Here is a 23,636-nt window from a genome sequence, read left to right as displayed (position 1 = left end):
AATTTAGAACAACTATTTAAAATTCAAACTGAACCATTTCGCCATAACGAGGCATCAGATCAAAAGTCTTTTTTATATCAGCCTGATTGAAATATACACGGGCACAACTGATAACACCTCCGTGCGTAAAAACTAAGACCGACTTATATTGCTTTGATTTTAACTCATCAAAAAACTTAGATACCCGATTATACATCTGCATAAACGACTCTCCGTTTGGTGCAGGCGGATTTATCCAATCTTCGTCCCAGATAGACATATCTATATGATCCCACATTCGGGTTTCCCAATCACCGAAATGCAGTTCTTTCAACCTGTCATCCAATACGGCATCTTTAAAATTACAAAAATGAGCTAATTCTCGACAACGAGAAAGAGGACTGCTAAATGAAACATCTGTTTCTATGCTTCCTATATTTGCTTTCACAATCCTTGCTTCATCTTCGAAGTTGGCTTTTAAAGGAACATCTGTCTGTCCATAACACATACCTTGAGGCACATCGACAGCGGTATGGCGAACTAAATATATTTTCATATAACTAGATTTTGATAAACGATAACAATTCCAAGATATAACGACAGCTCACATAATAAAAACATAGCTCCGCAACAATCACCCGTATATCCTTGTATTTTCTTTTTCATTAGTATGATTAATCCAATGAATGTAAGAATCGGAAATATGATTGCCAACATCCACTTCATATCCGGTACAAGGAATAAAGGTACAAGACCAAAGATCGAAGACACAAATAATGCCTTTAAAGACATTTTCTGATATACCGTTTTCGACTTACTTGTTTCAGCAGTACGTGCATAAGAGAGAAAACGCGTCATCTGCGAACTTATATATTTACAAAATGGGTCTGCTATTAGTATTGATAAACAAGCCCAATGCAAAGGAAGTTGTAGCAATAATGAATAAAACAAAAGAAAATAAAAAATAAGGCTGATAACTCCATATGTGCCAATATGCGAGTCTTTCATGATAGCCAATATTCGTTCTTTTGTATTTCCACCGCCAAAGCCATCGAAAAAATCAGCTAAGCCATCTTCATGGAGTGCCCCTGTAATTAGTAATCTACTCAACAAAGCAATAATTATAGCGACAAAATAAGGGAAAACCTGAGAAGCTAGCCATAAACTTGTTGCCATCACTCCCCCTGTCAGCCATCCTACTACTGCCCAATAATTAATCACTTGACTAAAATATTCGGGAGCTACTTGAAAAGCTTTTAGTCGCCAAAAGGGTAAACGGGTGAAAAATACCAAAGCTGCTGCAATATTCTTCATCGACTAGAAATATTTTGTAACCTCTATTTCTTTGAATGTATTCATTTCATTGATCATGTGAATAGCAGACTTAATTATTGGATAAGCACACAATGCACCTGTTCCCTCACCTAATCTCAACCCTAGATTTAAAATTGGTTTAGCATTCAGATAATCGAGTAATAATTTGTGTCCTGCTTCATCACCTTGATGTCCAAAGATAGCGTAATTTAACACTGCCTTATTCAATCTCGATGCAACTAACATGCAGTTTGTCATAATAAATCCATCTACCAGAATAATCATCTTCAATTCAGCAGCCTTCAACATTCCGCCGACAGCCATTACCATTTCATAACCACCAAAATAACGCATTATATCAACAACAGATGAATCTCCTTTATAGTTTTCTATACAAGCTTTCAAAACATTATATTTATGGTTGATAATACTTCCTGTATGGTCACACCCAGCACCTATACACTTATCTAAAAGAATATCTGTTAAATAAGTCATCCATAGAGAAGACGAAGATGTATTAGTAATACCCATCTCTCCGAAACCAATAACATTGCAGCCTTCGTCAAAACAACGTTGTACACATTCTGCTCCACGCTCTATGGCAAGATTCATTTCTTCTTCTGTCATAGCGGCTTCATACAGATAGTTACGTGTGCTTTTGTTTATCTTCATGTGGATAATAGGATCTTCAGGCTTGAAATCAAAATTTACCCCCGAATCTACAATTTTAAGGTCAAATTTATGTTGACGAGCTAAAAAATTGATGCCTGCTCCACCATTCCAAAAATTAGCAATCATTTGATATGTAACTTCTTGTGGAGATGGACTTACTCCTTCGGCTGCAATGCCATGATCTCCTGCAAATACAATATGGCAAGGATTAGTCAATTGGGGGCTTAGTGTTTGTTGTATCCAGCCAATTTGTAAGGCTAAATCTTCTAACATTCCCAGTGAGCCTTTAGGTTTAGTAAGATTATCTATTTTTTCTTGTAAGTACTGACGTATTTCGTCGTTAGGTCTTTCTATATTAAAGTGTATCATTATTTGTTATTTTATTTTCATTGCGATTCCCGAAACCATCAGATATACTTCATCGGCACGAGATGCCACGTATTGGTTAAACCATCCTTGCAAATCGGCAAATTTACGTTGAAGTTCGTTCTGAGACATTTCTCCCATACCAATCTCATTCGTGACAAAAATGAAATGTGAATTCTGTGATGTGAATGCGTCAAACTCCTTTTTTAACTCAGATAGAGCTTCCTCGACATTAGAATTAAGGTCGAAAAAGAAATTCGTAGCCCAAAGGGTTATACAATCAATAAGAATTATTTTCTCTTCAAGATTATACTTGCTAATATGTTTATCTTCTTCAATATTTATCCATTCTGATCCTCTGTTGACTTTATGTTTCTCAATACGTTTCCGATGTTCCTCATCCCATACTCGGGAAGTAGCCAAATAAACAGGATTGGAATCCAATGACAAAGCCATTTGTTCGGCAAATCGGCTTTTCCCAGAACGTTGGCCTCCTGTGATTAATATAATTTTATTCATTTACGAAACAGATGTTTAAATTCATGTGCATATAATCGCGATAAGCCGTGACGATTGTCAATAGCATCTCCTACCACTATCATGGTTGTCAAAGTTAGCTTATTCTCTTTAACTATCTTGGCTAAATCTTTCAATTCTCCACGAAAAATTCGCTCGTCTTTCCAAGTCAACTTATAGCATGCAGCTACAGGTGTTTCGGGAGGATAATGCTCCAACAGATCCCTTTGTACATCATCAACTATTGATGCACTCAGAAAAATACACATCGTACTCTGTGATCTAGCTAAAAGATGTAACTTTTCTTTTTCGGGCATTGCTGTACGTCCTTCACCCCGTGTAAGAATTATCGTCTGTACTTTTTCGGGTATCGTAAATTGAGAGCGTAATGCTGCTGCTGCTGCTTGAAACGATGAGATACCGGGAGTTATATGATATGACATATTGTATTGATCGAAAAAGGACATTTGTTCTTGTATAGCACCATAGATACAAGGATCGCCTGTGTGAAGACGTACAACTAACTTGCCTTGATCATAGAACTCTTTCATTATTTCGAACTGCTCTTCCAAATTCATAGAGGCTGAACTGCGCACAACAGCTCCTTGTTTAGCGCAATAAGTCAGCTCTATTGGCACTAAACTTCCTGCATATAAGATCAAATCGGCAGCTTCAAGGAAATTTCGTCCTCTGACTGAGACAAGATCCGGATCGCCGGGTCCGGCTCCAACAATTTCGATATGCCCTTGTCTGATATAATCTCGATTGATAGCTACAGCAAAAGTGAAATCATTACCTTCACTCAGTTTGCCTTTTTGCTTTTCGATAATTAGACTCCCATAATTTGCACTTCTTATTGCCGAGGACTCAGAAATACCTCCGACAGATGTTACTGATTCTACTTTCTCAGAAGGGTTAGGTATCTCGATATTTTTCAGATCATCTGCTATATAGATATTGGCTGGAATATCTCCAAAACTCGCCTGAATATCAATCAACAAATCTTCATCTTTCTTGAGATCAATGGTTGATACATCCTTGATTGAATGCCAATCAATATTATTCTTTTTCAACTCTGTTTTTATATAATCGCTGATATCTGACGGATTACAGTCTTTCCGGCATCCGATTCCTAAATGTAAAACTTTGGGACGATAGTAAATAGCTTCTAACTTGTTTTCAATATAGATATTAGGTGTTACAGCAATCAGTAATTCATATTTACTCTGATCTATATCTTTGAATTTGTAAAATACATCCACATGTTCAGGCTTAGTTCTTTCTAAATAAGCTGTTCCTTGATCTTTTATATCTAAAAGTAATGCCGTTGGCACACAATTAACGAAAGCAATGAGCGGTTTATTAAAGAGCTCGGCATTTGTCTCCGTATGCCAATTAAACTTTTGACCTAATGTATCCAATGCCCACAAATTTGTATTGTCGCTCTGAGTAGTAATAACAGCTTCTGCACCAATTGTACGTGCAATTTTTTCAGTCAATTCATTTGCTCCACCAACATGCCCTGATAGTACCGAAATAACATATTGCCCCGTCGTATCAATATTTATTACAGCTGGATCAGTATATTTATCTTTGATAAGGGATGCTATCGAACGGACACAAATACCCATAGCACCAATAAACACAATGGATTGATACTGACTGAAAATATCCTTCACGCACTCTCTAATTGATGTTATACGTATAACCTCGGGACTGTCAATTCGGGAATAAATGTCAGTTCCAACAAACTCGCGTTTAATAATACTGGCTATGTTAATACCTAACTCCGATGTTAATATTATTGCTATTTCTTTCATATCTATTTTATGGCTTTCATTATCTTAATTGTATTGTGATCATTTATTTTAATAGATGTTATTTCATTCAAAGTCATACAGCTTTTCTCAATAGATGAATGGAAAAGCTCAAAACTTTCATCCGAGACGGAATTGAAAACAATTATTCCATTGGGTAACAAAATATCCTCAACTTTCTTTATTATCTCTTTCATCTTTCCTCCATGACCGCCAATAAAAATGGCATCTGGTTGAGGATAAGATGAAATATCTGCAGTAGTGAAGTCTCCTATATGAAAATCTATTCCTGGTGTTCCGATTTTTCGAGAATTTATTTCTATCAGCTCTTTACCTTCTTCCCTTATCTCGAAAGCAATAATATTGAGATGCGGAAATTGTAATTTCGCTTCGATTGATACCGAGCCGGTGCAAAATCCAATATCCCACAGTGTATGCTTCTCTCTAAGATCGAGCATGCTCAATGATAGCAATCTTATGGGCATCTTGGTGATCATCTTTGCTCTGCCATTCAGTAAATTGAACTCAGATTCCGGAATGCCAAAAGGACGTTTTCGACTGTAAGTCTTACATAGAATAATATTATTAGGGAAAGCAAACTCTCGATTTACAACATCAGCAAGCTTTAAGGTTGACACCTTTTCCTCTTCATTATTCCCCAGCAGTTCTCCTACCGACATCGTATAATTATCATAACCATAATCGAGCATGCGTTGTGCTATCAAAGATGGTATATGTAGTTTATTGTCAGTCAATACACCAATCATGTTATAACCTAGAATAAGAGCTTCGTCGAATTTATGCCAAGGACGTCCCGTAAGCGATACGATGTGCATGTCCTGATAGGGTAATACTAAACGATGAGCAAGTAGTTGCAGGGAATTGAAATACGGATAAACTATTAATTCAGCTTTCGGCATTTTGCGTTGTATAGTATTTGCAAATCCAAAAAATAAAGGATCGCCCGATGCAAATACAACTACCTCATCATACTCTTTGTATAATACGAAAACCTCATCAAGCGGTACTTTTATTTCAATCCATCTATAATCTTCAGGAAGCAGATCTTTTACAATTTCATGATGGCGTGCCCCTCCCGAAAAAATATGATGTGTCGATATAACTTCATTAATCTTTTCTGTAAAATATTGTTCCTTATTATCATCTATCCCTATTACATAAAACTTCATTTGATAATTATATTTAAGGTTAAACAATAACATACCACAACCAAAAACATAAGTAATTCGGTTCTTTTATTTATCATAATAGCAGTTTCCATATCGCTTGAGTCAAGTATCTTGTCTTGCTCTCCAATATATGGCTTCACTACGATTTTATCCAAATAAGTATGAGTACCGCCAAATCGACAATTCAGTATTCCGGCTAATGCTGCTTCGGGATAGCCCGAATTGGGGCTTAAATGTTGAGTCGCATATTTTTTCACAAAGGTTAAAAGATGGATCTGACCACTGACTAAGATCATTAAAAAGGCCGTTAATCGCGCCGGAATATAATTTGCCACATCATCAATCCGAGCAGCCCAACAACCAAAATATTTGTATCGTTCGCTCCTGTAGCCGATCATCGAATCAAGTGTATTAATCATTTTATAGGCAAACATTCCAGGAGCGCCCAATATCATAAACCAAAACAATGGAGCAATGACTCCATCGCTCAAATTCTCTGAAAGAGTTTCGAGTGCGGCTGTACGAATCTGTTGTGGAGATAATTCAGTTGTATTACGCCCAACTATACGCCCAACCTGTTCTCTTCCTTCCTCTACCGAAGAATCTAAAGCTACAAAAACCTGTCGCACCTCGTTTATTAAAGTTTTGCCGGCTAAACAATAGAATACAATAATTGCAGATAAGACAATCGTTATGTAAGGATGAATCCAGGATGTCCATTGTAATAGAAAATAGATAATTGAAAAGCTGCAAATAATGAGTATTACAGCAAACAATGCTCCTTTCAGTAACCTATATTTACCTTTGTTTAATATCTTTTCACCCCATGATATTATTTTTCCAAAACCAACGATCGGATGAGGTAAAGATGCCGGATCACCCAAAATCAGATCGGCAACCCAGCCCAAAATCAATGGAACAAGTACGTATAATACAGTTATATCCATCCTTTGAGGGCTTTAATTAGTTGTTCATTCTCGTCTGGCGATTGTGTAGCAATACGGAAATAATGCTCATTGAGTCCTCTGAAATTAGAAGCATCACGAATTAATATACCGTATTTTTCAATCAACCATTGCTTCAAATCAGAAGCCTTTTTGTCTTTAAGTCTGCATAAGAAATAGTGTGTCGGACTAGGCACTACTTCTAAACCTTGGATATTCGCTAACTTACACTGCAATCTTTTCGATTCAGATAAATATTCTTCAATATTGATCTGTTCCGAATCATTATCAATCAGATATTTTCCGCCCTCGATGGCCAAAGTGTTTACCGACCAAGGCATACGGTATATGTTTACTTTTTCAATAACTGAACTATGAGCCGTAATGTATCCCAAACGCAAGCCTGGAATTGCATACTGCTTTGTCATTGAGTGTAGTAGAATTACATTTTTATAAGCGATTGTTTTTTGAACACTTAATACTGGCAAATTCGAAAAAGAAGCATAGGATTGGTCAATCACAAATAAAATATTAGGATGGTCTTCGATCACTTGTATCAAATAATCGACATCATAGATTCTACCATCTGGATTATTGGGATTGCAAAGCCAAACGATGTCTATATTATCTTCAATTTGATTCAGGTCTTTGTAATATCTTAGCTGATGTCTATTGATTCTGCAAGCATCTTCGTATTCGCTAAATGTCGGAATGATAATAGCGGAACGGCTATTTTGATAAGTTTGAGCCAATAAATAGATTGCTTCGGTCGCACCGTTCGTAACCTGAATATTTTCAACTTTTATCTGATGTTTCTCTGCAAGTAAAGCATTCAGAGAAGATGCGTCTGGCTCGGGATAAGAGTGTACTTTGCGGAGTTGTAAACACAGAAAAGTATGCAGGGCTAACATATCCTGTTTTGCATAGATATTCGAACTGAAATTGATCGCAATCTGATCCTTATATTTATAAATATCGTCTCCGTGTCCGTTAATCATTGCTGCTCATTATCTTGTATATCAAATCCATATCTACATGCTTTCTAACATGATCAGCAAGCGTATCATACTGTTCTTCTTTGAAAGCTTTATAATCAAATGATTTATTCTGAAGTTTATCCGAATAAGGAGCCAACAAATAATCTATCACAGTTTGATTATCCAATACCCCATGAATGTATGTCCCAAAACATTTATTGTTTGCAAAGTATCCATCTAGCCTGCCATCTTCCAGAAGATTAACTGGAGAATCTTTTGCTCCTTTTACGGGTACAGTCACTCCCATATGAATTTCATATCCTGTACATACAATATCTGATTTGAGAAATGAAAATTGTACTTGGCAGGTTCTTTTTTCTCCCTCGATGTTGGTTGTTGTTGGCAATAAACCTAAGCCTGGCAGTCGTTCAATATCCCCTTCAATCTGCATCGGGTCGCAAACTTCTTCTCCCATTATCTGATAACCACCACATATACCAACTACGGTAGCTCCTTCTTTGTGAGCCTTGATAATGCTCTGCGCTACTCCATTGCGTCGTAATTCATATAAATCAGAGATCGTACTTTTACTTCCCGGTATAAGTACAATATCAGCTCGCTCAATTTCTTCTATATTGTTCGTATAATAAAGATGAACTCGAGGATCACGTTCGAGAATATTGAAGTCCGTAAAATTGGACATATGTCGAAGTAATACAACTGCAATATTTACTTTGCCTTGAGAGGCTTGTATGTTTTTAGATTGCAGAGCAACCGAATCTTCTTCTTCGATATGAATGTCCTTATAGTATGGAACAACGCCAATCACCGGGATATGGCATAGGTCTTCTAATATTTTTATACCCGATTCGAATAATCGTATATCACCTCTGAATTTGTTAATTAAAATGCCTTTTATGTATTTCCTTTCTTCGGGAGGAAGAAGCATTATTGAACCATAGACAGATGCAAAGACACCTCCACGATCTATATCAGCCACAAGAATCACATTGGCATTCGCATGTATAGCCATCGGAATATTAACTAAGTCAACATCCCGTAAATTAATTTCTGAGATACTGCCAGCTCCTTCTAAAATAATGGGGTTATATTGTTTATCTAATCTGTCGAAAGCATCATTCACAGCTTTTCGTAGTTCATCTCTACCTTCTTTACGAAAATACTCATAAGCACTCTGATTTCCTGACGGCTTCCCATTCAGCACTACCTGACAAATCTTTTCGCCCGATGGTTTTAATAACAAAGGGTTCATATCGGTATGACATGCAATTCCTGCAGCTTCCGCTTGAACGGCTTGCGCCCTCCCTATTTCAAAACCTTCGGGAGTAGCATAGGAGTTGAGCGACATATTTTGTGCTTTGAAAGGTGCTGGAGTATAGCCATCTTGTAAGAATATGCGACAAAATGCAGCAGCAATGACACTTTTTCCGACATCGCTTCCCGTACCGGCAAACATAATAGGTTTTAATTTCCTTTTTGTCATTTTAAAGATCTCTACCTGGTTTTAATTGCATAGCATCATCATATGTCAGAATAGAATTTACCAACGTTGCAGCCAGATTACTTCCTCCTTTTCTTCCCTCTACTATTAATTTCGGAATACTTTTGAATGGCTTGGTCATATGTTTTGATTCTCTTACATTGACAAATCCGACAGGTGCTGCAACAATACCTATTGGTTGTGCTTTTCCTTTGCGGATCAATCCACATAATTCGATCAATGCCGTTGGTGCATTGCCGAAAACGTATAAAGCATTGGGGGATTCTTCTACAGCAAGGCGAATTCCTGCCTGAGTACGAGTGATGTCTTTAGTCTTTGCCAAGTCAGTAACACGTTCGTCGTGTAAATAACACTTAACCTCAATACCCAAGCGCTCTAATGCTCCTTTACGAATACCAGAAGCAGCCATTGTTACATCCGTAATTATTGTTCTTACTCTCCCTTTAGTAAACTCTTTATAAATATTTTCAACAGCCTTATCATCCGTATATAGAATATCTTCCATATCAAAATCGGCTGTTGTATGTATGGCATGCAACAACGCCCATTTTTTATCGAGAGGAATATATTTGTTTTTCAATTCATTTTCTATTGTTCTGAAACTTCGGATCATTATATCCTGACCGATCTTGATCTCCTCATCCCGTATTTCACGATAATATCCGCGAGGAGTTACAATGTGCATATCATCGTAGATATAAGATTGAGAGTTACCAATCAGAACAATAGTAAACATATCTATTTCTTCGGGATTGAATTCGGCCAATGTGGTCACTTTTATTTTTTGCTCCTCACGCCCTGCCTGACGAATATAACCCACGGGAGTATCTGGAGAACGTTCTTCTAAAAACAATTCAATCAAACGATATAATTGCCAATAGCGTCCGTTGCTTTTGGGATTATAAATAGCTGTCACGAAATCGGCGGATGCCGCAGCAATAATTCGCTTCTCAATTTTATCCCAAGGAGTCATTAAATCGGAAAGAGAAATAATACAAAAATCGTGTCCGATAGGAGCTCCCAACAATGCGGCTGCTTTCTGGAAAGCACTGATACCCGGAAGCACCTCAACTTCAATATCACTGCCCCTTTCTTTTTTCATTTCGTAGATCAAAGGAGCCATACCATAAATGCCCGAGTCGCCCGAACTGATAACGCAAACTGTCTTCTCTTTTTCTGCAAAATTGAAAGCTTCCTCTGCTCGTTCCCGCTCTTTTTTCATTCCAGTATCAACACATTGAGCATCTGACCTTACTTCCGATTCTATAAATTGGAAATAATATTTATATCCAACTATTACATCAGCAATTTTTATTGCATTAAGTACAGCAGGGGTTATATCATCACCCGATCCAGGGCCTATGCCCGCTACTATTATTTTACCTTTTGACATTTTCTGTTTTTATTTGAAGAACAAATTAATCTTTTTATTTTTCTAAGTTTTCGCTTATAATATCGAATTCCAAGCCAAACTCCGGTCAATGACACACATGTACATCCTAAAGCCAGTGTCCATACTACAATTGTCCAAAGTACAGGTCGATCAATTAACCATTTGATATGGAAATAATGAAGGCCATAGAATAGCCATTTTCTCACTTTACGATTATCATTTATATATTTATAATCGCCATTCTTTGGATTGATGTAATAAATACTATTATCAGGATCTGCAACGGTCACTTTATAGACTGGCAGAGCTAAACTTCTTGTCCATGGCATATAATAATTTTCGTAATCCGAAATGGTCTCTATAACGAAGTCAACTTCTCCATGATTGTTATAAATGACTTTTTTAATATCAGCTTCTGTCAGATTTAATTCTTGTACTACAGAGGTTGAAGCATCAAATGACATCTGTTGATTCCCTATGACAACATTATAAACAGGCCTGCCTTGGAAATAAGACCATTCAATTTGTTTTACTTCATCATATTGTTTTAGTATATCCTTGTGATCAAGTATATATCTGTCAAAACTTATTGCTTTGCCTTTTATACCCATAGGGATAGGGTTATGTGTTTTTGCCATCCATTGTGGTACTTTCCTTAAAGATAGTGCACCACTTATTGACCATGTTATGATAAAAAAGCTAAAGATGATTCCTAGTACATGATGCCATCGATATGCTTTTCTTTTATACGGAGATTGAATTCTTTTATTATTCCTATATCTCCGTACATACGCATCTATTCCGACAAAAAGTCCGGTTAGCCCCACAAATAAGCTTATTAGAGATAGAACAGTTACAGTATCAGCCCATACACGAGTGTTTTTTCTAAGAGCTGGAATATAAAATTTATGAGGTATAGCTCCCATATAAGCCCATGCCCTTTGAGAAAAAGAAGTGAATTGCTGTACTTCTCCAGTTCTAGATGATATATAGAGTTGGTGTTTTTCATCATCATCAAAATGTACCTTATAGATAGGCAACTCTTTCATATATCTGTTATACATAATCCAGATATCTCTTTCAATTAAAGTGTCTATTTTAGATATCGAGCCTTGACTCCATTTGCTAGCTATATTTTGAATACTCTGTATATCAACACACTCATTTGAGCTAGTTACATCAGGCGATAGCTGATATAGTTTTTTATCTGTTTTTATATTGTATCTAGCTTGACCTTGGAATTGCTCTAATGTTATTTTTTTAATCTTCTCGTTTGCAGTAATTATTGATATACTATCAATAATATTAACCGACTGATCTTTTAGATGAATAGTTTCTAGATTTGCATACTTTTGCTCATTAATTACGTTTGGAAAAGGATGATAAATAATCACTAGTCCTGTAATAAACCACATAGATAACAGCAAGCAAATAATAAATCCGAAAAAACGATGGAGCGAATAAAATAAACGTCTTATCATAGCTTTAAAGTATTGAGTGGTTCTTCACAAGGTGTTTCTAAACAACAATCAATAAAGCATACATCAGTTAATCTGACTGCTACACAAGGCAGCGATGTCCTAAAATAAAATTTCATTAGATGAAAAAGACAAAAGTTAATAAATCACTTCCTGACCCCGGGAGTGTATTAATTATTACTAGGCAGGTTTCCTGACTTGCTCTATCTGAAATGCCTTCCCATTCTTCATTGAACAGTGGCGATAGTAGTTTTCAGATATCTATTGAGCTTACAGTAGCGGGCACTGTCTCGGATTTTAACCGAATTCCCTTTTATGTATCCAACGAATGTTGATATACATCACCTAAGCGGCGCAAAGTTAATACTAATTAATAATATTAGCTCAAAAATTAATAAGATTATTTGAAGTACGAAAATTTCATTTAAAGATTCACTACTAAATATCTTTCATATATTTGTTCTCAAAATATATATACTATGCCAACGATTTCCAATTTTATAATAGCAGCTCCATCATCAGGTACAGGGAAAACGACTCTAACTTTAGGCTTACTAAGGGCTTTGAAAAACAGAGGAATGAATGTACAGCCGTTTAAATGTGGGCCGGATTATATTGATACAAAGTTTCATACGATGGCATCAGGGAATAATTCAATAAATTTAGATCTTTTTTTATCATCGAAGCAACACGTTGAAAGTTTGTATAACAAATATATTCAGAAGTCCGATGTTGGCATCATAGAAGGAGTAATGGGTCTATTCGATGGCTATGATAAAATGAAGGGTAGCAGTGCTGAAATAGCGGAAATGTTAAAAATTCCGGTAGTATTAGTTGTCAATGCTAAATCAGTAGCATATTCTGTTGCACCTTTGATTTATGGATTCAAAAACTATTGTAAAAACATCAATTTAGTAGGAGTCATTTTCAATTTTGTCAGCTCGGAGAGTCATTATAATTTTTTGAAAGAAGCTTGCGAAGATATTGATGTTGAACCTTTGGGGTATTTACCGAAAAAATCGGATATAGAAATTCCTTCACGTCATCTTGGATTAACATTGGATGGAAAATATGACTTTGACGATTTTGCCAACAAAGTTGCTACGACTATAGAGCAACATATCGACATCGACAGATTACTGGAAATAACAAAAACTGAAGCTTCACTCCCTCAGTATACAACAACCAAAATAATATCTGACAATTTACTAAAAATAGCAGTAGCAAAAGACGAAGCCTTTAATTTTGTCTATCACGAGAATATTGAGAGTCTGAAAGAATTAGGCTTAGTGTCTTTCTTTAGTCCGTTACGAGACAATAAATCGCCTGATGCAGACTTTATTTACCTACCTGGAGGATATCCTGAATTATACGTAAAACAACTTAGTGAAAATACAGGAATGATAAACAGCCTAAAGCAATATGCTGAATCGGGAGGTAAGATTCTTGCCGAATGTGGTGGAATGATGTATTTATCATCTTCTATTATCAGTGATGACGGAACTGAATATCCTATGGTAAACGTTCTTAAGCAAATAGCTTCGATGGAACAAATGAAGCTGAAACTTGGCTATAGACAATTTTGCTATAATGGTATAAAATTCAAAGGACACGAATTTCATTATTCTGATATAAGAAGCGAAGCTAAGAGTATAGTGTCAATGATGAATGCTAAAAATGCAGAAGTTAATACTAAACTACTGAGATACAAGAATGTTATTGCAGGCTATACACACATTTACTGGGCTGAAAATAAAAACATACTGGATTTATTCAAATAAGGAGCTATGAAAATATATACAAAGGGCGGAGATAAAGGGAAAACAGGTATTCGTGGTGGGCAACGGGTCGATAAGGACGATATTCGTATCGAAGCAAATGGATGTTTAGACGAACTGAATAGCGGGATAGGTGTAGTTCGTTCTTTTTTACCTACAAATCATGATTGGCATGAGCCACTGTATCACATACAATATCAAATGATGATGATCATGTCGCAAGTTGCCACACCCAATGCAATCAGAGAAGATAATCCCAATAAAGTAGACGATAATATTATCCAGTTCTGTGAAGGATGGATAGATCGATTGACCGCGCAAATGGGGAAAAGTGAATATTTTATTTTGCCTGGAGGTAGTGTTATTTCAGCACATCTACATTTGGTACGGACAATAGCACGACGAAGTGAACGCCGACTATGGACTTTACACAAATCAGATCCGCTCCCTGAGATTATTTTAAAGTTTATCAATCGTTTGTCTGATTTGTTGTTCACGATGGCCAGATATGATCTATTTGACTCAGGAGATAAAGAAGAGACGTGGAAACACTTTCTATATAAAAGAAGAGGTGAATGAAATTAATATATTAGTGAGTCATGATGAAACTGTAGAAAATAATCAAGGCAGAAGAGAGTTCATCAGCAGAGGTTATTGCAAACTTGGATATGAAAAATTATTTAGCTACTCCCTTAAAAACGTTCCTGCGTGTAAATTACTCTTACATTATAAATAAGCATCAGATTTACTCTTTTGGTAATAATGATTTGTTTATTAAAGAAATATAAGATTGTGATTGGTAATTCTTATCACGATTTTTTTTTAAGGAGATGATGAGAGGAAGATAAATCTATGTCTTATTCTAAAATAGATTTTATATAAAACTGCCAACCTCCACACCTCTATACGCTTTGGGTTATATTCTCCTCAAAAGTGTTGACTTATTAGCCCTTTCTATGAGAGGAATGTTTGTCGGATAAAAAGTATATATATATATATATCAACAATATTACTTCTCTTGATATGCTAAGGTTATGCATTTATAGTTTTTAATAAACTTTGTATTTTCTCTTTCTTTTTCTTCCTGTCCGCATAGCGAAGCATTGCGCTTTCATTAACGGTATATGCGTCAAGGGCATTTTCAAAGATTGTATATATTTCGCTGCCTTGAAATGATATAAACTCTTTGTCAGAAAATAAATCGACAAGAATTTTCTCCAAAGTGGCAACCGGTATTTTGTGCATTTCCTGTAAAGGAGCATGGGAAACCAAAGAGCGGACAATAATATAATCAGACCAGTCAGACAAGCCGTCATAGAGGTTTTTAATGTGCATTACCTTTGAATTGGTTTCTCTTAAATTATAATATACTGAATCAACTACATCTCGTTCCACATCTACAAAATGCACGTTATAGTTTATGAGATGTTGGCTAAACTGATTTACTACGGAAAGTTCCCATACACAGAAGTTGATATACGGAAAATTCTTCTTTACTTGGTTTGCAACCTTCTTCGTCTTATTAGATAACATCGGCTTAAATGTAGTCGATTTGCCAATTTTATATATGCCCCGACCAACACGTTGTAGTTGACCGCTGTGAACAAGATTATAAATTCTCCAATTTACAGTAGCTCGTGGAATTTGTGGTTCTTTGATTTTGTAAAATTGGAAAATATCATTCGTGCTAAACGTTTCATGATCAGCAAAATGCTCCTTAATTGAATTTATATCGTTTATTATACGCATCTTTCTAAATTTTCATATCACAAATATAATCAAATTATCGACACTAACGCAAAAATAGTGTCGATAATTTGAGAAACAAAACCCGTGCCTGTCATCACGACGGTACGGGCTTCTTTGTTCAAACATAAAAATAATAATAATGAAAAATATCAAATTAAAAATAGCCCTCACGGGTTTTCCTGATTATCGTCATTTTCTTTCTTATTGAAATTCTCTCTAATAAACTTATGCACATCGCTTTCTTTATAGAAAGTCTTTTGATAAAGCGTCTGAAATGGTAACTCGCCTGAACTGCGGTAGCGTTGCAAAGTCCGTTTGCTGACATTCAGCAGCATACATAAATCCTGATTGTCGAGCAACAGCTCTCCATCTAACATATTCCTGTGTTTACTCATTTTATTTAGGGTTTTATCCTGTTTGTCGAAGCGATCCATGATTCGTTCCATCCACGCTTCAAAGTTTTCTTTATCTATATACATGGCTATTCTGTTTTTAGATGATATGCCCTATCATAAAGTAATTCTGATTGGACGGATCTTTTATGATTATTTCTTTTTCCCGCATATACTTGATATAGCTTTTGGCTGTACGTTCCTTTACGTCCATTATTTGCTGAATCCTGTCGCACAAGTCGATATAGGTCAGGTGCTTTTGAATGTTGAAAATCTCACGGGCAACATTCGCCAGTTCCTTTTCTTTACGTTTTTCTTTTTCCTCCCTGGTCTTTTCCCCTATGTAAATGTGCATTCCTAATTCCTTGTCCCATGAGAACTGCATTAAGGGAACATCGAGAGGGCTTCCGTCCCTTACTTTGAGAGCCTTAACAACAGATATGGACGGCTCTGTATCAAGTTCTATACTTAGTATAGCAGCCGCTTTACGCTGTAATTCCGAACCGAGATGCCCTCTTAATTTCAATCCATTCGGTACATAATGAAGCACACAAACAATACAAGTGCGGTATATTCCCGCCAAACGGTATAGTTCGTCCATAATGCGGATGCTTTCTACTTCATCATTGGCCGATGATACTAAATCGGCAATGCCGTCAATAACAACCAAGCGGATGCCTTCGTATTCGTAATGATATTTATCCATACTCTGAACTATGGCTTGCAATCGTTCTTTTCGGGACATTCCCGTAAGGGAGAAAGCCCGCAGTTCTTCCGGTTTTTCGTTCAGTTTGGCTCGTTTCAAAAGGTTGGAAACGTTTTTGAAAAGCTGTACTTCGGATTGTTCGGTATCGTAAAGCAAAACCGCTTTATTATCTGAATTATCACGGACATTTACACCTAACGTATCAATAGTGCGGTTATCTTTTATGATTGAACCTGCAATCAGGGCGGCAACATAGTTGCTTTTCCCCGTACCTTCCCCGCCCGTAATGCAAAGGATGTTTCCCTGTGTTCCCAGAGGTACTTCGCCGGCAGATATAACTTCTTCAGCTTTTGCCGGAGGATTGTTGAAATCAATTTCACAGGATTTAAGCATGGTCATTGTTTCATTATATAGGTTATCAAGAAAGTCGAGAAATAGTTGCCGGAAATCTTTACGGCTATTTCCTTTGCTGAAATAGTCGGTTATATCTTTGTCTTTTTTATGTCCAGAAAGTGGCAATACAAGTCGTTTGACTCCATACTCCACCAATGCTTTTTCATGCTTTATTGCTGCATCTATTCCTGTTTTATCTGCGTCGTACAACAACACGATATGCTTAAATCGGAAAGTAAGTTTATAGATTATTCCTGTCGGAATGGTAGATGTTTCGCTATTGAAACATATAGCATGAAATCCATGTGTAGCAAGTGTCATCACATCTTTTTCTCCGCCTGTAATGAACAACGTATCTCCTTTGGCAGGTAACTGTTCCAGTCCGAAACAATAACTATCTCCGATATTCCCGCCATACAAGAAACGTACTTCCGAAAATGGTCGGTAGATTTTTATATGTCGTTTACCTATGTACCCAAATAGCGGCTCATTCTCCGATGAAGTGTAAGAGAACGATTTTCCGTCCTTATTTTCGCTTCTAAACTCTTTTAGGGATACGGCTCTGTATAGTTTCAGTATTTCGGGAGTGATACCTGACCTTAACCAAAAATCTAGTTCCTTTTGAGTAAACTTCTGTTGTGTGATATTATAGGGTTTGATTTTGGGTAGTTCCGGGATCGTCGAATTATTCTTTTGTGGAACTGACTGCGGAATATGAGTTGCATAGTCCGAACTATCCAATCCTAAAGACATATCCCTGTTTATGGTTTTCAGTATTTCAACGAAGTCAGCACCATTGTTGCAATCCAAACCTTTCAACTGCCCAACGAAAAAGAAGCAATCTCCGCTGTAATTATCATTGCCGAAATCTTTTATGCGATAGATATTGTTACGACGGTCAAAATACACATTACACGAAGCCTTACGGTCTTCATACAATGGATTCAGAAAATTACGCCCGATTTTCCATTGTACTGGTATGTAGTGTTTAAATACACCCAGACCACTATTTGTTCGTTTTAATAGTTCGTCTTTGTTGAGCATGGAGTTGATGGTTTTTAATAAGGTCATTCATACATTCATCGCTACTGCGAATTTTCTTCTCTGTGAGCATCCTTTTAATTTCTGCAATGGTATAATAGGATTTTCCGGAAATAATTGAGTAGGAAATCAACCGTTTGCTGCGTAAGCGTTGAAGAGTACGTTCACTGATTTTGAGAAAGGTGCATACTTCGTAACTATCCACCCACATGTCGTCAAGCTTGGAAGTGTCATCATTCAGATGGTCTATAACGAACTTGGCTATCGCATTGATTTTTGTAACCAATTCTTTATATGCTTGACTGTCGATTGTTATGACTTCCATATTTGTAACTTATTGATACGCTACAAAGGTCTATGAAAAGAGCTTGCAAAAACAGAGGGAGTAGTTAACTACTCCCTGATGATTCAATTGTATATTGCTAGTAAACAGATGATTGAAAAAGCATTATTTTCTATTTTTATCTTGAAGGGCACTTTTTCGGATTTGCTCAAGTGTGTTCCTAAGAAAATCTAAAGCCTTTGTTAGATTGCAGGCTTTACGATTATATATTTCTGCCTGTTTGTCATATATACTTCCAAAGTTGAAATTGAAAACATATTCAAAAGCCTTTGCTAGTTGTATGAGCGAAGCAGGTTTTCCATTCCTGTCTTTTATTTCTTTGGACAGGAAAATGCTGATAATTATTTCGGCTATGCCAATAACTCCCAATCCTTTTGACTTGGGAGTTATATAAAGTTCTGGCTTAAAAGGTATGTTGTCTGTTACTGAGAATGAATTGGGGAATTGTATTTTTAGATTTAACAATTCTAATTCAAATTTTAAGAATTCTACAGCTTTCTGCATGTAGAATGTCTTAACTATATCCCCCCCCCAACTCGAAAAGTGGGGATACAGCAATTGAGTTAATCTCTGTGCGAGAGTGATTCAATAGCCGAAACACTTTCGAGTAATCTGAGTCAATACTGCTTATTTCTGTAATTTGTTCAACAAAAGCTTCATAAGCAGCTTGAAGCTCTTGCATAGACACTTGCGAAGGTTCAGACAATAGTCTGAAAAACTTCTTGTTTTTTAAATCTTTCATAGACATAATTATTTAATGTTAGACGTTATGTAATAGACATACAAAGTCTTTCTTATGTCTGTATATAAACCTCAGTTAAGAGGTGATTTTCCCCTGCAATGTATCAAATGTATCTGCTAATTCTAATTTTATACCAGTTTAAATGGCGGCGAAGTGTTTCTTAGCACAGCTCTCTTGCTCACTATGGATAAATATCAGCTTAAAATCAAAAGAATAAGAAACCATTAATGCTCGAAAACGGCTCCGTTCGAGGATACGATAACACTCTTCCGAAGTATGTCGTAGCTACGACTTATTGAATCATCATCTTGAAACAATTGTTTCATTCTTTTTCAGTTGTTCTGCTAGCCTGCTATTTGTTTTGTCTTGTTCCGCTAAAAACAGCTTTGATTCGATTTATTTCCTTTTATCGGTTATACTTGATGGAATTGTCAAGAAATGATGTTTAATCAATAAAAATAGCGATTTTGTTTGAGAAAAACATTGAATGCGAATATTTTTCAACTATAGAGATAGAATGGAATTTAAAAATAATTCAAATACTATTGATATACAAAGATTCCGATACATAATATCCTATTTGCTGCACGTATCACCACCAATCCTTTTCAATTGCTTGCTCAACTGTTCGTCCTTATTTATCATCTAGAGATAATATGCAAACTTTTAACACACAACAAAATAAGGTCTGATGATCGTCCGATTACCAGACCTACTTGTTTTTATAAGGCAGCATTTGTACTGCAAATTAAAAATGCTTATTCAGTATAATATAATATTGATATAACTATAATTTATTATTTTAATTGCATATTATTATAGTTATATCTATATTTGTGTATTTAATAGATTGATGTTATGTATAGTGAGCTATATGAGAAACCCGGAAGTGAAATCATCCGAGAGTTAGGAAAACGGTATAGTGACTACCGAAAGCGAATGGGATATACTCAAAAAGAAGTGGCCGAAAAATCCGGTTTAAGTATATTTACGATTAGTTCCTTTGAAAATGGAGCTTCTACTGGAATAACGTTAGCTTCATTGATCAAATTACTTCGGGCCATTGATAGTTTGGATGAAATAGAAAAATTATTACCTGAGTTACCCGTAAGCCCACGAGCATTATTTAAGAAACGAAGTAAAAAATAGCCTATGGAAACCAATGTGGTAAAAGTAAAACTATGGGGAATGGATGTGGGTTATCTTTCTTGGGATAGTGCGGCACGATTAGCTGTTTTTGAATACGAGCCTTTATTTCTTGAGCAGGGATTGGATATCGCACCCTTAACTATGTCCATACATTCTCCACGCAGCCGAAAACAAATACCTTGGACGGGGGATACAGATAAACTCTATCAGGGGCTACCGCCTATGATTGCTGATTCTTTACCTGACAAATGGGGTAATTCTCTTTTTAAGGCTTGGTTGCGGGATAATCATATTTCTACAAAGAAAGCAACACCTGTTGATCATCTCTCATTTATCGGTAGTCGGGCAATGGGTGCATTGGAGTATGAGCCGGCACAAAAACTGGGTGGCCATTCTGCTTTTTCTGTCGATGTGCAAAGATTATATGATTTTGCTAAACAGGTATTGAATGAGCGAGAAGCCACTGTGCTAAATCAAGAAAACTCTATTCTATGGCAGGATCTGGTAAAGATAAGCTCATCGCCGGGTGGAAAACGCCCGAAAGCAATTGTTGCCTTGAATGAAATTACAGGAGATGTTATTTCAGGGCAAGGAATAATACCCGAAGGATTTCAATATTATATTCTCAAGTATGATGATCATTCAGCTTATCCTTTTGCCAAACTGGAATATGTCTATTATCAAATGGCGTTAGATGCCGGAATCAGAATGATGCCATCTAAACTAAAAACATACGGAGGCGTAACGCATTTTCTTACACAGCGTTTTGATCGCAACGGAAACGATAAGATCCATACGCAAACATTGGCTGCCATGTCGCCGCTGAGTAATAGTTATGAAGAGATCTTCGCCGTAATCCGACGGCTTAACCTTCCCTATGAAGATAGCAGGCAACAATATCTGCGAATGGCATTTAATGTAATAGCCCGTAATGTAGATGACCATTCCAAGAATTTCTCCTTTTGCATGAATCGGGATGGGGCTTGGCGACTGTCACCGGCCTATGATTTAACGTATAGTGTTGACTTAACTGCCCCGGTATATTCCAACAGGCACTCATTAACAGTAAATGGCAAGGATGAGGATATTACTCGTGAAGATTTAGAAACAATCGGATTAAAGAATGATATACAGGATTATAAAACACTTATTAACAAGGTCGCTAATGCAGTTACTCATTTCGAGGTTTATGCGAAGGAACTGGATCTTGATGAAAAACTGATTGACAGCATCAAGGCTGATTTTATAAAGGTGTAATATTGTTAGGTTTAGTGCAAGGTGCAAGTTTCTATATATAGATAATCTTGCACCTTGCACTAACATTAAAAGATTGTATTCCAGTATAGTTGCATATTGAAAAATATATTGTAAATTTGAACCTGAGTTTTATGGCGACAACAGCAGACTAAGAGAAGTCAGGAGCAACACTTTTTTGAGCGCTCCTAATCGTACCCCATAGACCTTAAAATAGAAATAAAATATTGAACTACAATAGGGTGGAGGTGTTGGTTCATCGACCTCTCTCTCCGCCAAGAATTAAGAATGAGTTAATAAGTCACTAATAATTAGTGACTTATTTCTTTTTTTATGCCATAGAGAAAAATCAAACGGAACTAAATTGGAACAAAACAATCATATTTGCTTTGTTTTGCTATGAAGGTGTTGTTGATAATCATGTAGTTATAAGATTTACATAAAGGGGTGTAGAGACGATATCTCTACACCCCTTTTATTGTATATATACACTTAGAGTCTATATATTTAAAGGGCGACTACTTGTTATTAATACTTTACGCGAAATATATTCAATTAACTTTAGGGCATAATTTAATTTTTGTACTTCGGTTGAATAAGGTAGTAAAACTTCAAAGTTATCATCATTTGATTTTGAATGTACAATTCTACACCTAATCTCATATATACGTTCTGCTACTTCTGATATGAGATCTGAAGAAGTGTTTTTTACTGATATCTTCTGGTTCGCAATGCTTTTTCCTTTATTTTCAGCGAAGAAATTGAAACGGTTTTCTTCTGCTCTAAAGAAAGACATTAATTCTAAATTATCAATGCATACTTTTATTGTAGCTTTGATCTGATCACGTTCACTACCGAACGATTTTCCAACTGACGTATTTTTAATTGTCGAAATAATTTTTGAAATATCTACATCATTATTAGGGTTGAATCTAGGATCTTTTATTATATTCTGAATCTTTTGTTTTGCCTCATAGCTAGAGTATATAGGAAAATAAAATTCTAATGTTTGATAAAATGCTAGATATTGAAAAATAGGCATATTAATGGATTCTTTTGCATACCAATATAATGATATAGGGGCAGAGGCGTATTCATATTGTGGTTCAGTTATAGTTGCAGACTTGTCTACAAACATTCGTTTCCTTTGTTGTTTCTTTCTTCTTTCTGTAAAACTTTTATATTGATTTTGAAGTTTAATTGGCACCTCAAAAGCTAAATCAATATTAAAAAAAGAGAATTAGATATTTTCTCGAGTAAATCGTTACTCGTATCATGAGTGTTTGTTTTTAAATCTTGAATTTTAAGAGTTATTTTTTTTATACTCCTAAATCCTCTAGAACCTCTTTCTCTTGCTTCTGTTAAAAATGCAAATTCTTTAGAAGAATAACCTAAACAAACCTTTAAACCTTTAATATTAGGTAATTCAATAGCCATAGTCTCTTCCTCAGATTCTACCTCTTCTTTTTCTTCAGGTTTATGATAACAATTATTATTGAAGAGAACTGTCCACAAGCAAAGTATTTAGTTGAATATCTTAAAATGTAGCCTTATGCTACTGTCGTTAAAAAAATGGTGCCCATTAGGATGTAGATGTGCCATTTTTGAAAAAGATTGGATATTGGGCTACGAAGTTTTTAAGGATGGTATTATCGTTAGAGATATGTAGCAAGTCTCATTATTGACCGAATAGAATTTAAACAAAATATTAGTATGAATTTTGACGAAAAACGCTGAAAGGCCAAAGTTGAGAAATCGCTAACACGAAAGATTTACGACAATATACGTATTGATTGCAAATTCCCATCAAACTAGTCCCCTAGTTCCTATTCAAATTGACCCCTTGTCGTTCATTTCTGAAGTAGTGTATTTTTGTATTGATTTTTTATGTAGATAACGCATCGTTATGGGTCTTGTTATA

23 protein-coding genes, 1 pseudogene and 1 riboswitch are annotated in these 23,636 nt (G+C 36.0%); of the genes and pseudogenes, 5 read left to right on the top strand and 19 right to left on the bottom strand.

Annotated elements, in window-relative coordinates; all coding sequences use genetic code 11:
• Positions 1–16 precede the first annotated feature (16 nt).
• The 11 genes from cobC to DHU68_RS06420 are packed head-to-tail and all read right to left on the bottom strand — an operon-like array spanning position 17 to position 12,171.
• Positions 17–535: an alpha-ribazole phosphatase gene (gene cobC, locus DHU68_RS06470; RefSeq protein ID WP_108822174.1), complete on the bottom strand. Its 519-nt coding sequence runs from the start codon at positions 533–535 to the stop codon at positions 17–19.
• Positions 532–1,293 (bottom strand): adenosylcobinamide-GDP ribazoletransferase, encoded by a 762-nt coding sequence (cobS, locus tag DHU68_RS06465; protein ID WP_108822173.1) that lies wholly within the window; start codon positions 1,291–1,293, stop codon positions 532–534. Before cobS ends, cobC begins: the two co-directional genes overlap by 4 nt.
• 3 nt (positions 1,294–1,296) lie before the next feature.
• Positions 1,297–2,334: a nicotinate-nucleotide--dimethylbenzimidazole phosphoribosyltransferase gene (cobT, locus tag DHU68_RS06460; protein ID WP_108822172.1), complete on the bottom strand. Its 1,038-nt coding sequence runs from the start codon at positions 2,332–2,334 to the stop codon at positions 1,297–1,299.
• Between the two features lie 6 nt (positions 2,335–2,340).
• Complete coding sequence (gene cobU, locus DHU68_RS06455; protein WP_108822171.1) at positions 2,341–2,850, bottom strand: bifunctional adenosylcobinamide kinase/adenosylcobinamide-phosphate guanylyltransferase; 510 nt, start codon at positions 2,848–2,850, stop codon at positions 2,341–2,343.
• Positions 2,847–4,667, bottom strand: coding sequence for a precorrin-4 C(11)-methyltransferase (gene cobM / locus DHU68_RS06450; RefSeq protein ID WP_108822170.1), 1,821 nt, complete (start codon positions 4,665–4,667; stop codon positions 2,847–2,849). The genes cobU and cobM overlap by 4 nt, the downstream gene beginning before the upstream one ends.
• A 2-nt stretch (positions 4,668–4,669) precedes the next feature.
• Entirely contained in the window at positions 4,670–5,854 is a 1,185-nt protein-coding gene (cbiE, locus tag DHU68_RS06445; protein ID WP_108822539.1) for a precorrin-6y C5,15-methyltransferase (decarboxylating) subunit CbiE, read from the bottom strand.
• Positions 5,851–6,801 carry an adenosylcobinamide-phosphate synthase CbiB gene (cbiB, locus tag DHU68_RS06440; protein ID WP_108822169.1) on the bottom strand — a complete coding sequence of 317 codons (951 nt, stop codon included), beginning with the start codon at positions 6,799–6,801 and terminating at the stop codon, positions 5,851–5,853. The genes cbiE and cbiB overlap by 4 nt, the downstream gene beginning before the upstream one ends.
• Positions 6,792–7,796, bottom strand: a complete 1,005-nt coding sequence (locus tag DHU68_RS06435) for a threonine-phosphate decarboxylase (protein ID WP_108822168.1) — start codon at positions 7,794–7,796, stop codon at positions 6,792–6,794. The genes cbiB and DHU68_RS06435 overlap by 10 nt, the downstream gene beginning before the upstream one ends.
• Positions 7,789–9,279, bottom strand: a complete 1,491-nt coding sequence (locus tag DHU68_RS06430; RefSeq protein ID WP_108822167.1) for a cobyric acid synthase — start codon at positions 9,277–9,279, stop codon at positions 7,789–7,791. Before DHU68_RS06430 ends, DHU68_RS06435 begins: the two co-directional genes overlap by 8 nt.
• A 1-nt stretch (position 9,280) precedes the next feature.
• Positions 9,281–10,690, bottom strand: a complete 1,410-nt coding sequence (gene cobJ / locus DHU68_RS06425) for a precorrin-3B C(17)-methyltransferase (RefSeq protein WP_108822166.1) — start codon at positions 10,688–10,690, stop codon at positions 9,281–9,283.
• Complete coding sequence (locus DHU68_RS06420) at positions 10,672–12,171, bottom strand: PepSY domain-containing protein (RefSeq protein ID WP_108822165.1); 1,500 nt, start codon at positions 12,169–12,171, stop codon at positions 10,672–10,674. The genes cobJ and DHU68_RS06420 overlap by 19 nt, the downstream gene beginning before the upstream one ends.
• Before the next feature lie 162 nt (positions 12,172–12,333).
• Positions 12,334–12,532, bottom strand: a riboswitch (cobalamin riboswitch).
• Positions 12,533–12,647: 115 nt separating this feature from the next.
• Between DHU68_RS06420 and DHU68_RS06415 the strand changes: the two genes are divergently transcribed.
• The 3 genes and pseudogenes from DHU68_RS06415 to DHU68_RS14370 all read left to right on the top strand — a co-directional run.
• Entirely contained in the window at positions 12,648–13,949 is a 1,302-nt protein-coding gene (locus DHU68_RS06415; RefSeq protein WP_108822164.1) for a cobyrinate a,c-diamide synthase, read from the top strand.
• 6 nt (positions 13,950–13,955) lie between these two features.
• A complete protein-coding gene (locus tag DHU68_RS06410) occupies positions 13,956–14,525 on the top strand; it encodes a cob(I)yrinic acid a,c-diamide adenosyltransferase (protein WP_108822163.1) in 570 nt (189 codons plus the stop codon).
• Positions 14,526–14,635: 110 nt separating this feature from the next.
• Positions 14,636–14,780, top strand: a pseudogene (locus DHU68_RS14370) (DNA-binding response regulator); the annotation flags it as partial.
• Positions 14,781–14,978: 198 nt separating this feature from the next.
• Here DHU68_RS14370 and DHU68_RS06405 read toward each other — a convergent pair.
• From DHU68_RS06405 to DHU68_RS06380, 6 genes are all read right to left on the bottom strand, one after another.
• Positions 14,979–15,695: a type IV toxin-antitoxin system AbiEi family antitoxin domain-containing protein gene (locus DHU68_RS06405; protein ID WP_108822162.1), complete on the bottom strand. Its 717-nt coding sequence runs from the start codon at positions 15,693–15,695 to the stop codon at positions 14,979–14,981.
• A gap of 167 nt (positions 15,696–15,862) precedes the next feature.
• Complete coding sequence (locus DHU68_RS06400; RefSeq protein WP_108822161.1) at positions 15,863–16,174, bottom strand: helix-turn-helix domain-containing protein; 312 nt, start codon at positions 16,172–16,174, stop codon at positions 15,863–15,865.
• A 13-nt stretch (positions 16,175–16,187) separates the two neighbouring features.
• Positions 16,188–18,230, bottom strand: coding sequence for a bifunctional DNA primase/helicase (locus tag DHU68_RS06395; RefSeq protein ID WP_108822160.1), 2,043 nt, complete (start codon positions 18,228–18,230; stop codon positions 16,188–16,190).
• Entirely contained in the window at positions 18,193–18,552 is a 360-nt protein-coding gene (locus DHU68_RS06390) for a helix-turn-helix domain-containing protein (RefSeq protein ID WP_108822159.1), read from the bottom strand. The genes DHU68_RS06395 and DHU68_RS06390 overlap by 38 nt, the downstream gene beginning before the upstream one ends.
• Before the next feature lie 123 nt (positions 18,553–18,675).
• A complete protein-coding gene (locus DHU68_RS06385; RefSeq protein WP_108822158.1) occupies positions 18,676–19,074 on the bottom strand; it encodes an RteC domain-containing protein in 399 nt (132 codons plus the stop codon).
• A 10-nt stretch (positions 19,075–19,084) separates the two neighbouring features.
• Positions 19,085–19,312, bottom strand: coding sequence for a hypothetical protein (locus DHU68_RS06380; RefSeq protein ID WP_255412466.1), 228 nt, complete (start codon positions 19,310–19,312; stop codon positions 19,085–19,087).
• An 858-nt stretch (positions 19,313–20,170) separates the two neighbouring features.
• Between DHU68_RS06380 and DHU68_RS06375 the strand changes: the two genes are divergently transcribed.
• Positions 20,171–20,461: a helix-turn-helix domain-containing protein gene (locus DHU68_RS06375; protein ID WP_108822156.1), complete on the top strand. Its 291-nt coding sequence runs from the start codon at positions 20,171–20,173 to the stop codon at positions 20,459–20,461.
• 3 nt (positions 20,462–20,464) lie between these two features.
• The gene (locus DHU68_RS06370) at positions 20,465–21,718 is read left to right on the top strand and encodes a type II toxin-antitoxin system HipA family toxin (protein ID WP_108822155.1); all 1,254 of its coding nucleotides are present in this window, start codon (positions 20,465–20,467) and stop codon (positions 21,716–21,718) included.
• A gap of 496 nt (positions 21,719–22,214) precedes the next feature.
• On the opposite strand, the gene DHU68_RS06365 is transcribed toward DHU68_RS06370, so the two are convergent.
• Together DHU68_RS06365 and DHU68_RS06360 are read right to left on the bottom strand one after the other, a co-directional pair.
• A complete protein-coding gene (locus DHU68_RS06365; protein ID WP_108822154.1) occupies positions 22,215–22,853 on the bottom strand; it encodes a hypothetical protein in 639 nt (212 codons plus the stop codon).
• A gap of 77 nt (positions 22,854–22,930) precedes the next feature.
• Entirely contained in the window at positions 22,931–23,230 is a 300-nt protein-coding gene (locus DHU68_RS06360) for a hypothetical protein (RefSeq protein WP_108822153.1), read from the bottom strand.
• Positions 23,231–23,636: the final 406 nt, after the last annotated feature.

This window comes from Dysgonomonas sp. Marseille-P4361 (genome assembly GCF_900343125.1).
In the GTDB taxonomy this organism is placed as follows: Bacteria; Bacteroidota; Bacteroidia; order Bacteroidales; family Dysgonomonadaceae; genus Dysgonomonas.
The sequence above is the reverse complement of the archived record's forward strand: the minus strand, read 5'-3'. Positions and strand labels throughout refer to the sequence as shown.

What these genes read in the sequence shown, in the direction of transcription:
- cobC (WP_108822174.1), bottom strand. Translation starts at nt 535, where the DNA reads ATGAAAATATATTTAGTTCGCCATACCGCTGTCGATGTGCCTCAAGGT.
- DHU68_RS06385 (WP_108822158.1), bottom strand. Translation starts at nt 19,074, where the DNA reads ATGCAGAAAGCTGTAGAATTCTTAAAATTTGAATTAGAATTGTTAAAT.
- DHU68_RS06395 (WP_108822160.1), bottom strand. Translation starts at nt 18,230, where the DNA reads ATGCTCAACAAAGACGAACTATTAAAACGAACAAATAGTGGTCTGGGT.
- DHU68_RS06410 (WP_108822163.1), top strand. Translation starts at nt 13,956, where the DNA reads ATGAAAATATATACAAAGGGCGGAGATAAAGGGAAAACAGGTATTCGT.
- DHU68_RS06435 (WP_108822168.1), bottom strand. Translation starts at nt 7,796, where the DNA reads ATGATTAACGGACACGGAGACGATATTTATAAATATAAGGATCAGATT.
- DHU68_RS06420 (WP_108822165.1), bottom strand. Translation starts at nt 12,171, where the DNA reads ATGATAAGACGTTTATTTTATTCGCTCCATCGTTTTTTCGGATTTATT.
- DHU68_RS06380 (WP_255412466.1), bottom strand. Translation starts at nt 19,312, where the DNA reads ATGAAAGATTTAAAAAACAAGAAGTTTTTCAGACTATTGTCTGAACCT.
- DHU68_RS06390 (WP_108822159.1), bottom strand. Translation starts at nt 18,552, where the DNA reads ATGGAAGTCATAACAATCGACAGTCAAGCATATAAAGAATTGGTTACA.
- DHU68_RS06365 (WP_108822154.1), bottom strand. Translation starts at nt 22,853, where the DNA reads ATGTTTGTAGACAAGTCTGCAACTATAACTGAACCACAATATGAATAC.
- cbiB (WP_108822169.1), bottom strand. Translation starts at nt 6,801, where the DNA reads ATGGATATAACTGTATTATACGTACTTGTTCCATTGATTTTGGGCTGG.
- cobM (WP_108822170.1), bottom strand. Translation starts at nt 4,667, where the DNA reads ATGAAAGAAATAGCAATAATATTAACATCGGAGTTAGGTATTAACATA.
- DHU68_RS06370 (WP_108822155.1), top strand. Translation starts at nt 20,465, where the DNA reads ATGGAAACCAATGTGGTAAAAGTAAAACTATGGGGAATGGATGTGGGT.
- cobT (WP_108822172.1), bottom strand. Translation starts at nt 2,334, where the DNA reads ATGATACACTTTAATATAGAAAGACCTAACGACGAAATACGTCAGTAC.
- cobS (WP_108822173.1), bottom strand. Translation starts at nt 1,293, where the DNA reads ATGAAGAATATTGCAGCAGCTTTGGTATTTTTCACCCGTTTACCCTTT.
- DHU68_RS06415 (WP_108822164.1), top strand. Translation starts at nt 12,648, where the DNA reads ATGCCAACGATTTCCAATTTTATAATAGCAGCTCCATCATCAGGTACA.
- DHU68_RS06430 (WP_108822167.1), bottom strand. Translation starts at nt 9,279, where the DNA reads ATGACAAAAAGGAAATTAAAACCTATTATGTTTGCCGGTACGGGAAGC.
- DHU68_RS06405 (WP_108822162.1), bottom strand. Translation starts at nt 15,695, where the DNA reads ATGCGTATAATAAACGATATAAATTCAATTAAGGAGCATTTTGCTGAT.
- cobU (WP_108822171.1), bottom strand. Translation starts at nt 2,850, where the DNA reads ATGAATAAAATTATATTAATCACAGGAGGCCAACGTTCTGGGAAAAGC.
- DHU68_RS06400 (WP_108822161.1), bottom strand. Translation starts at nt 16,174, where the DNA reads ATGTATATAGATAAAGAAAACTTTGAAGCGTGGATGGAACGAATCATG.
- DHU68_RS06375 (WP_108822156.1), top strand. Translation starts at nt 20,171, where the DNA reads ATGTATAGTGAGCTATATGAGAAACCCGGAAGTGAAATCATCCGAGAG.
- cobJ (WP_108822166.1), bottom strand. Translation starts at nt 10,690, where the DNA reads ATGTCAAAAGGTAAAATAATAGTAGCGGGCATAGGCCCTGGATCGGGT.
- cbiE (WP_108822539.1), bottom strand. Translation starts at nt 5,854, where the DNA reads ATGAAGTTTTATGTAATAGGGATAGATGATAATAAGGAACAATATTTT.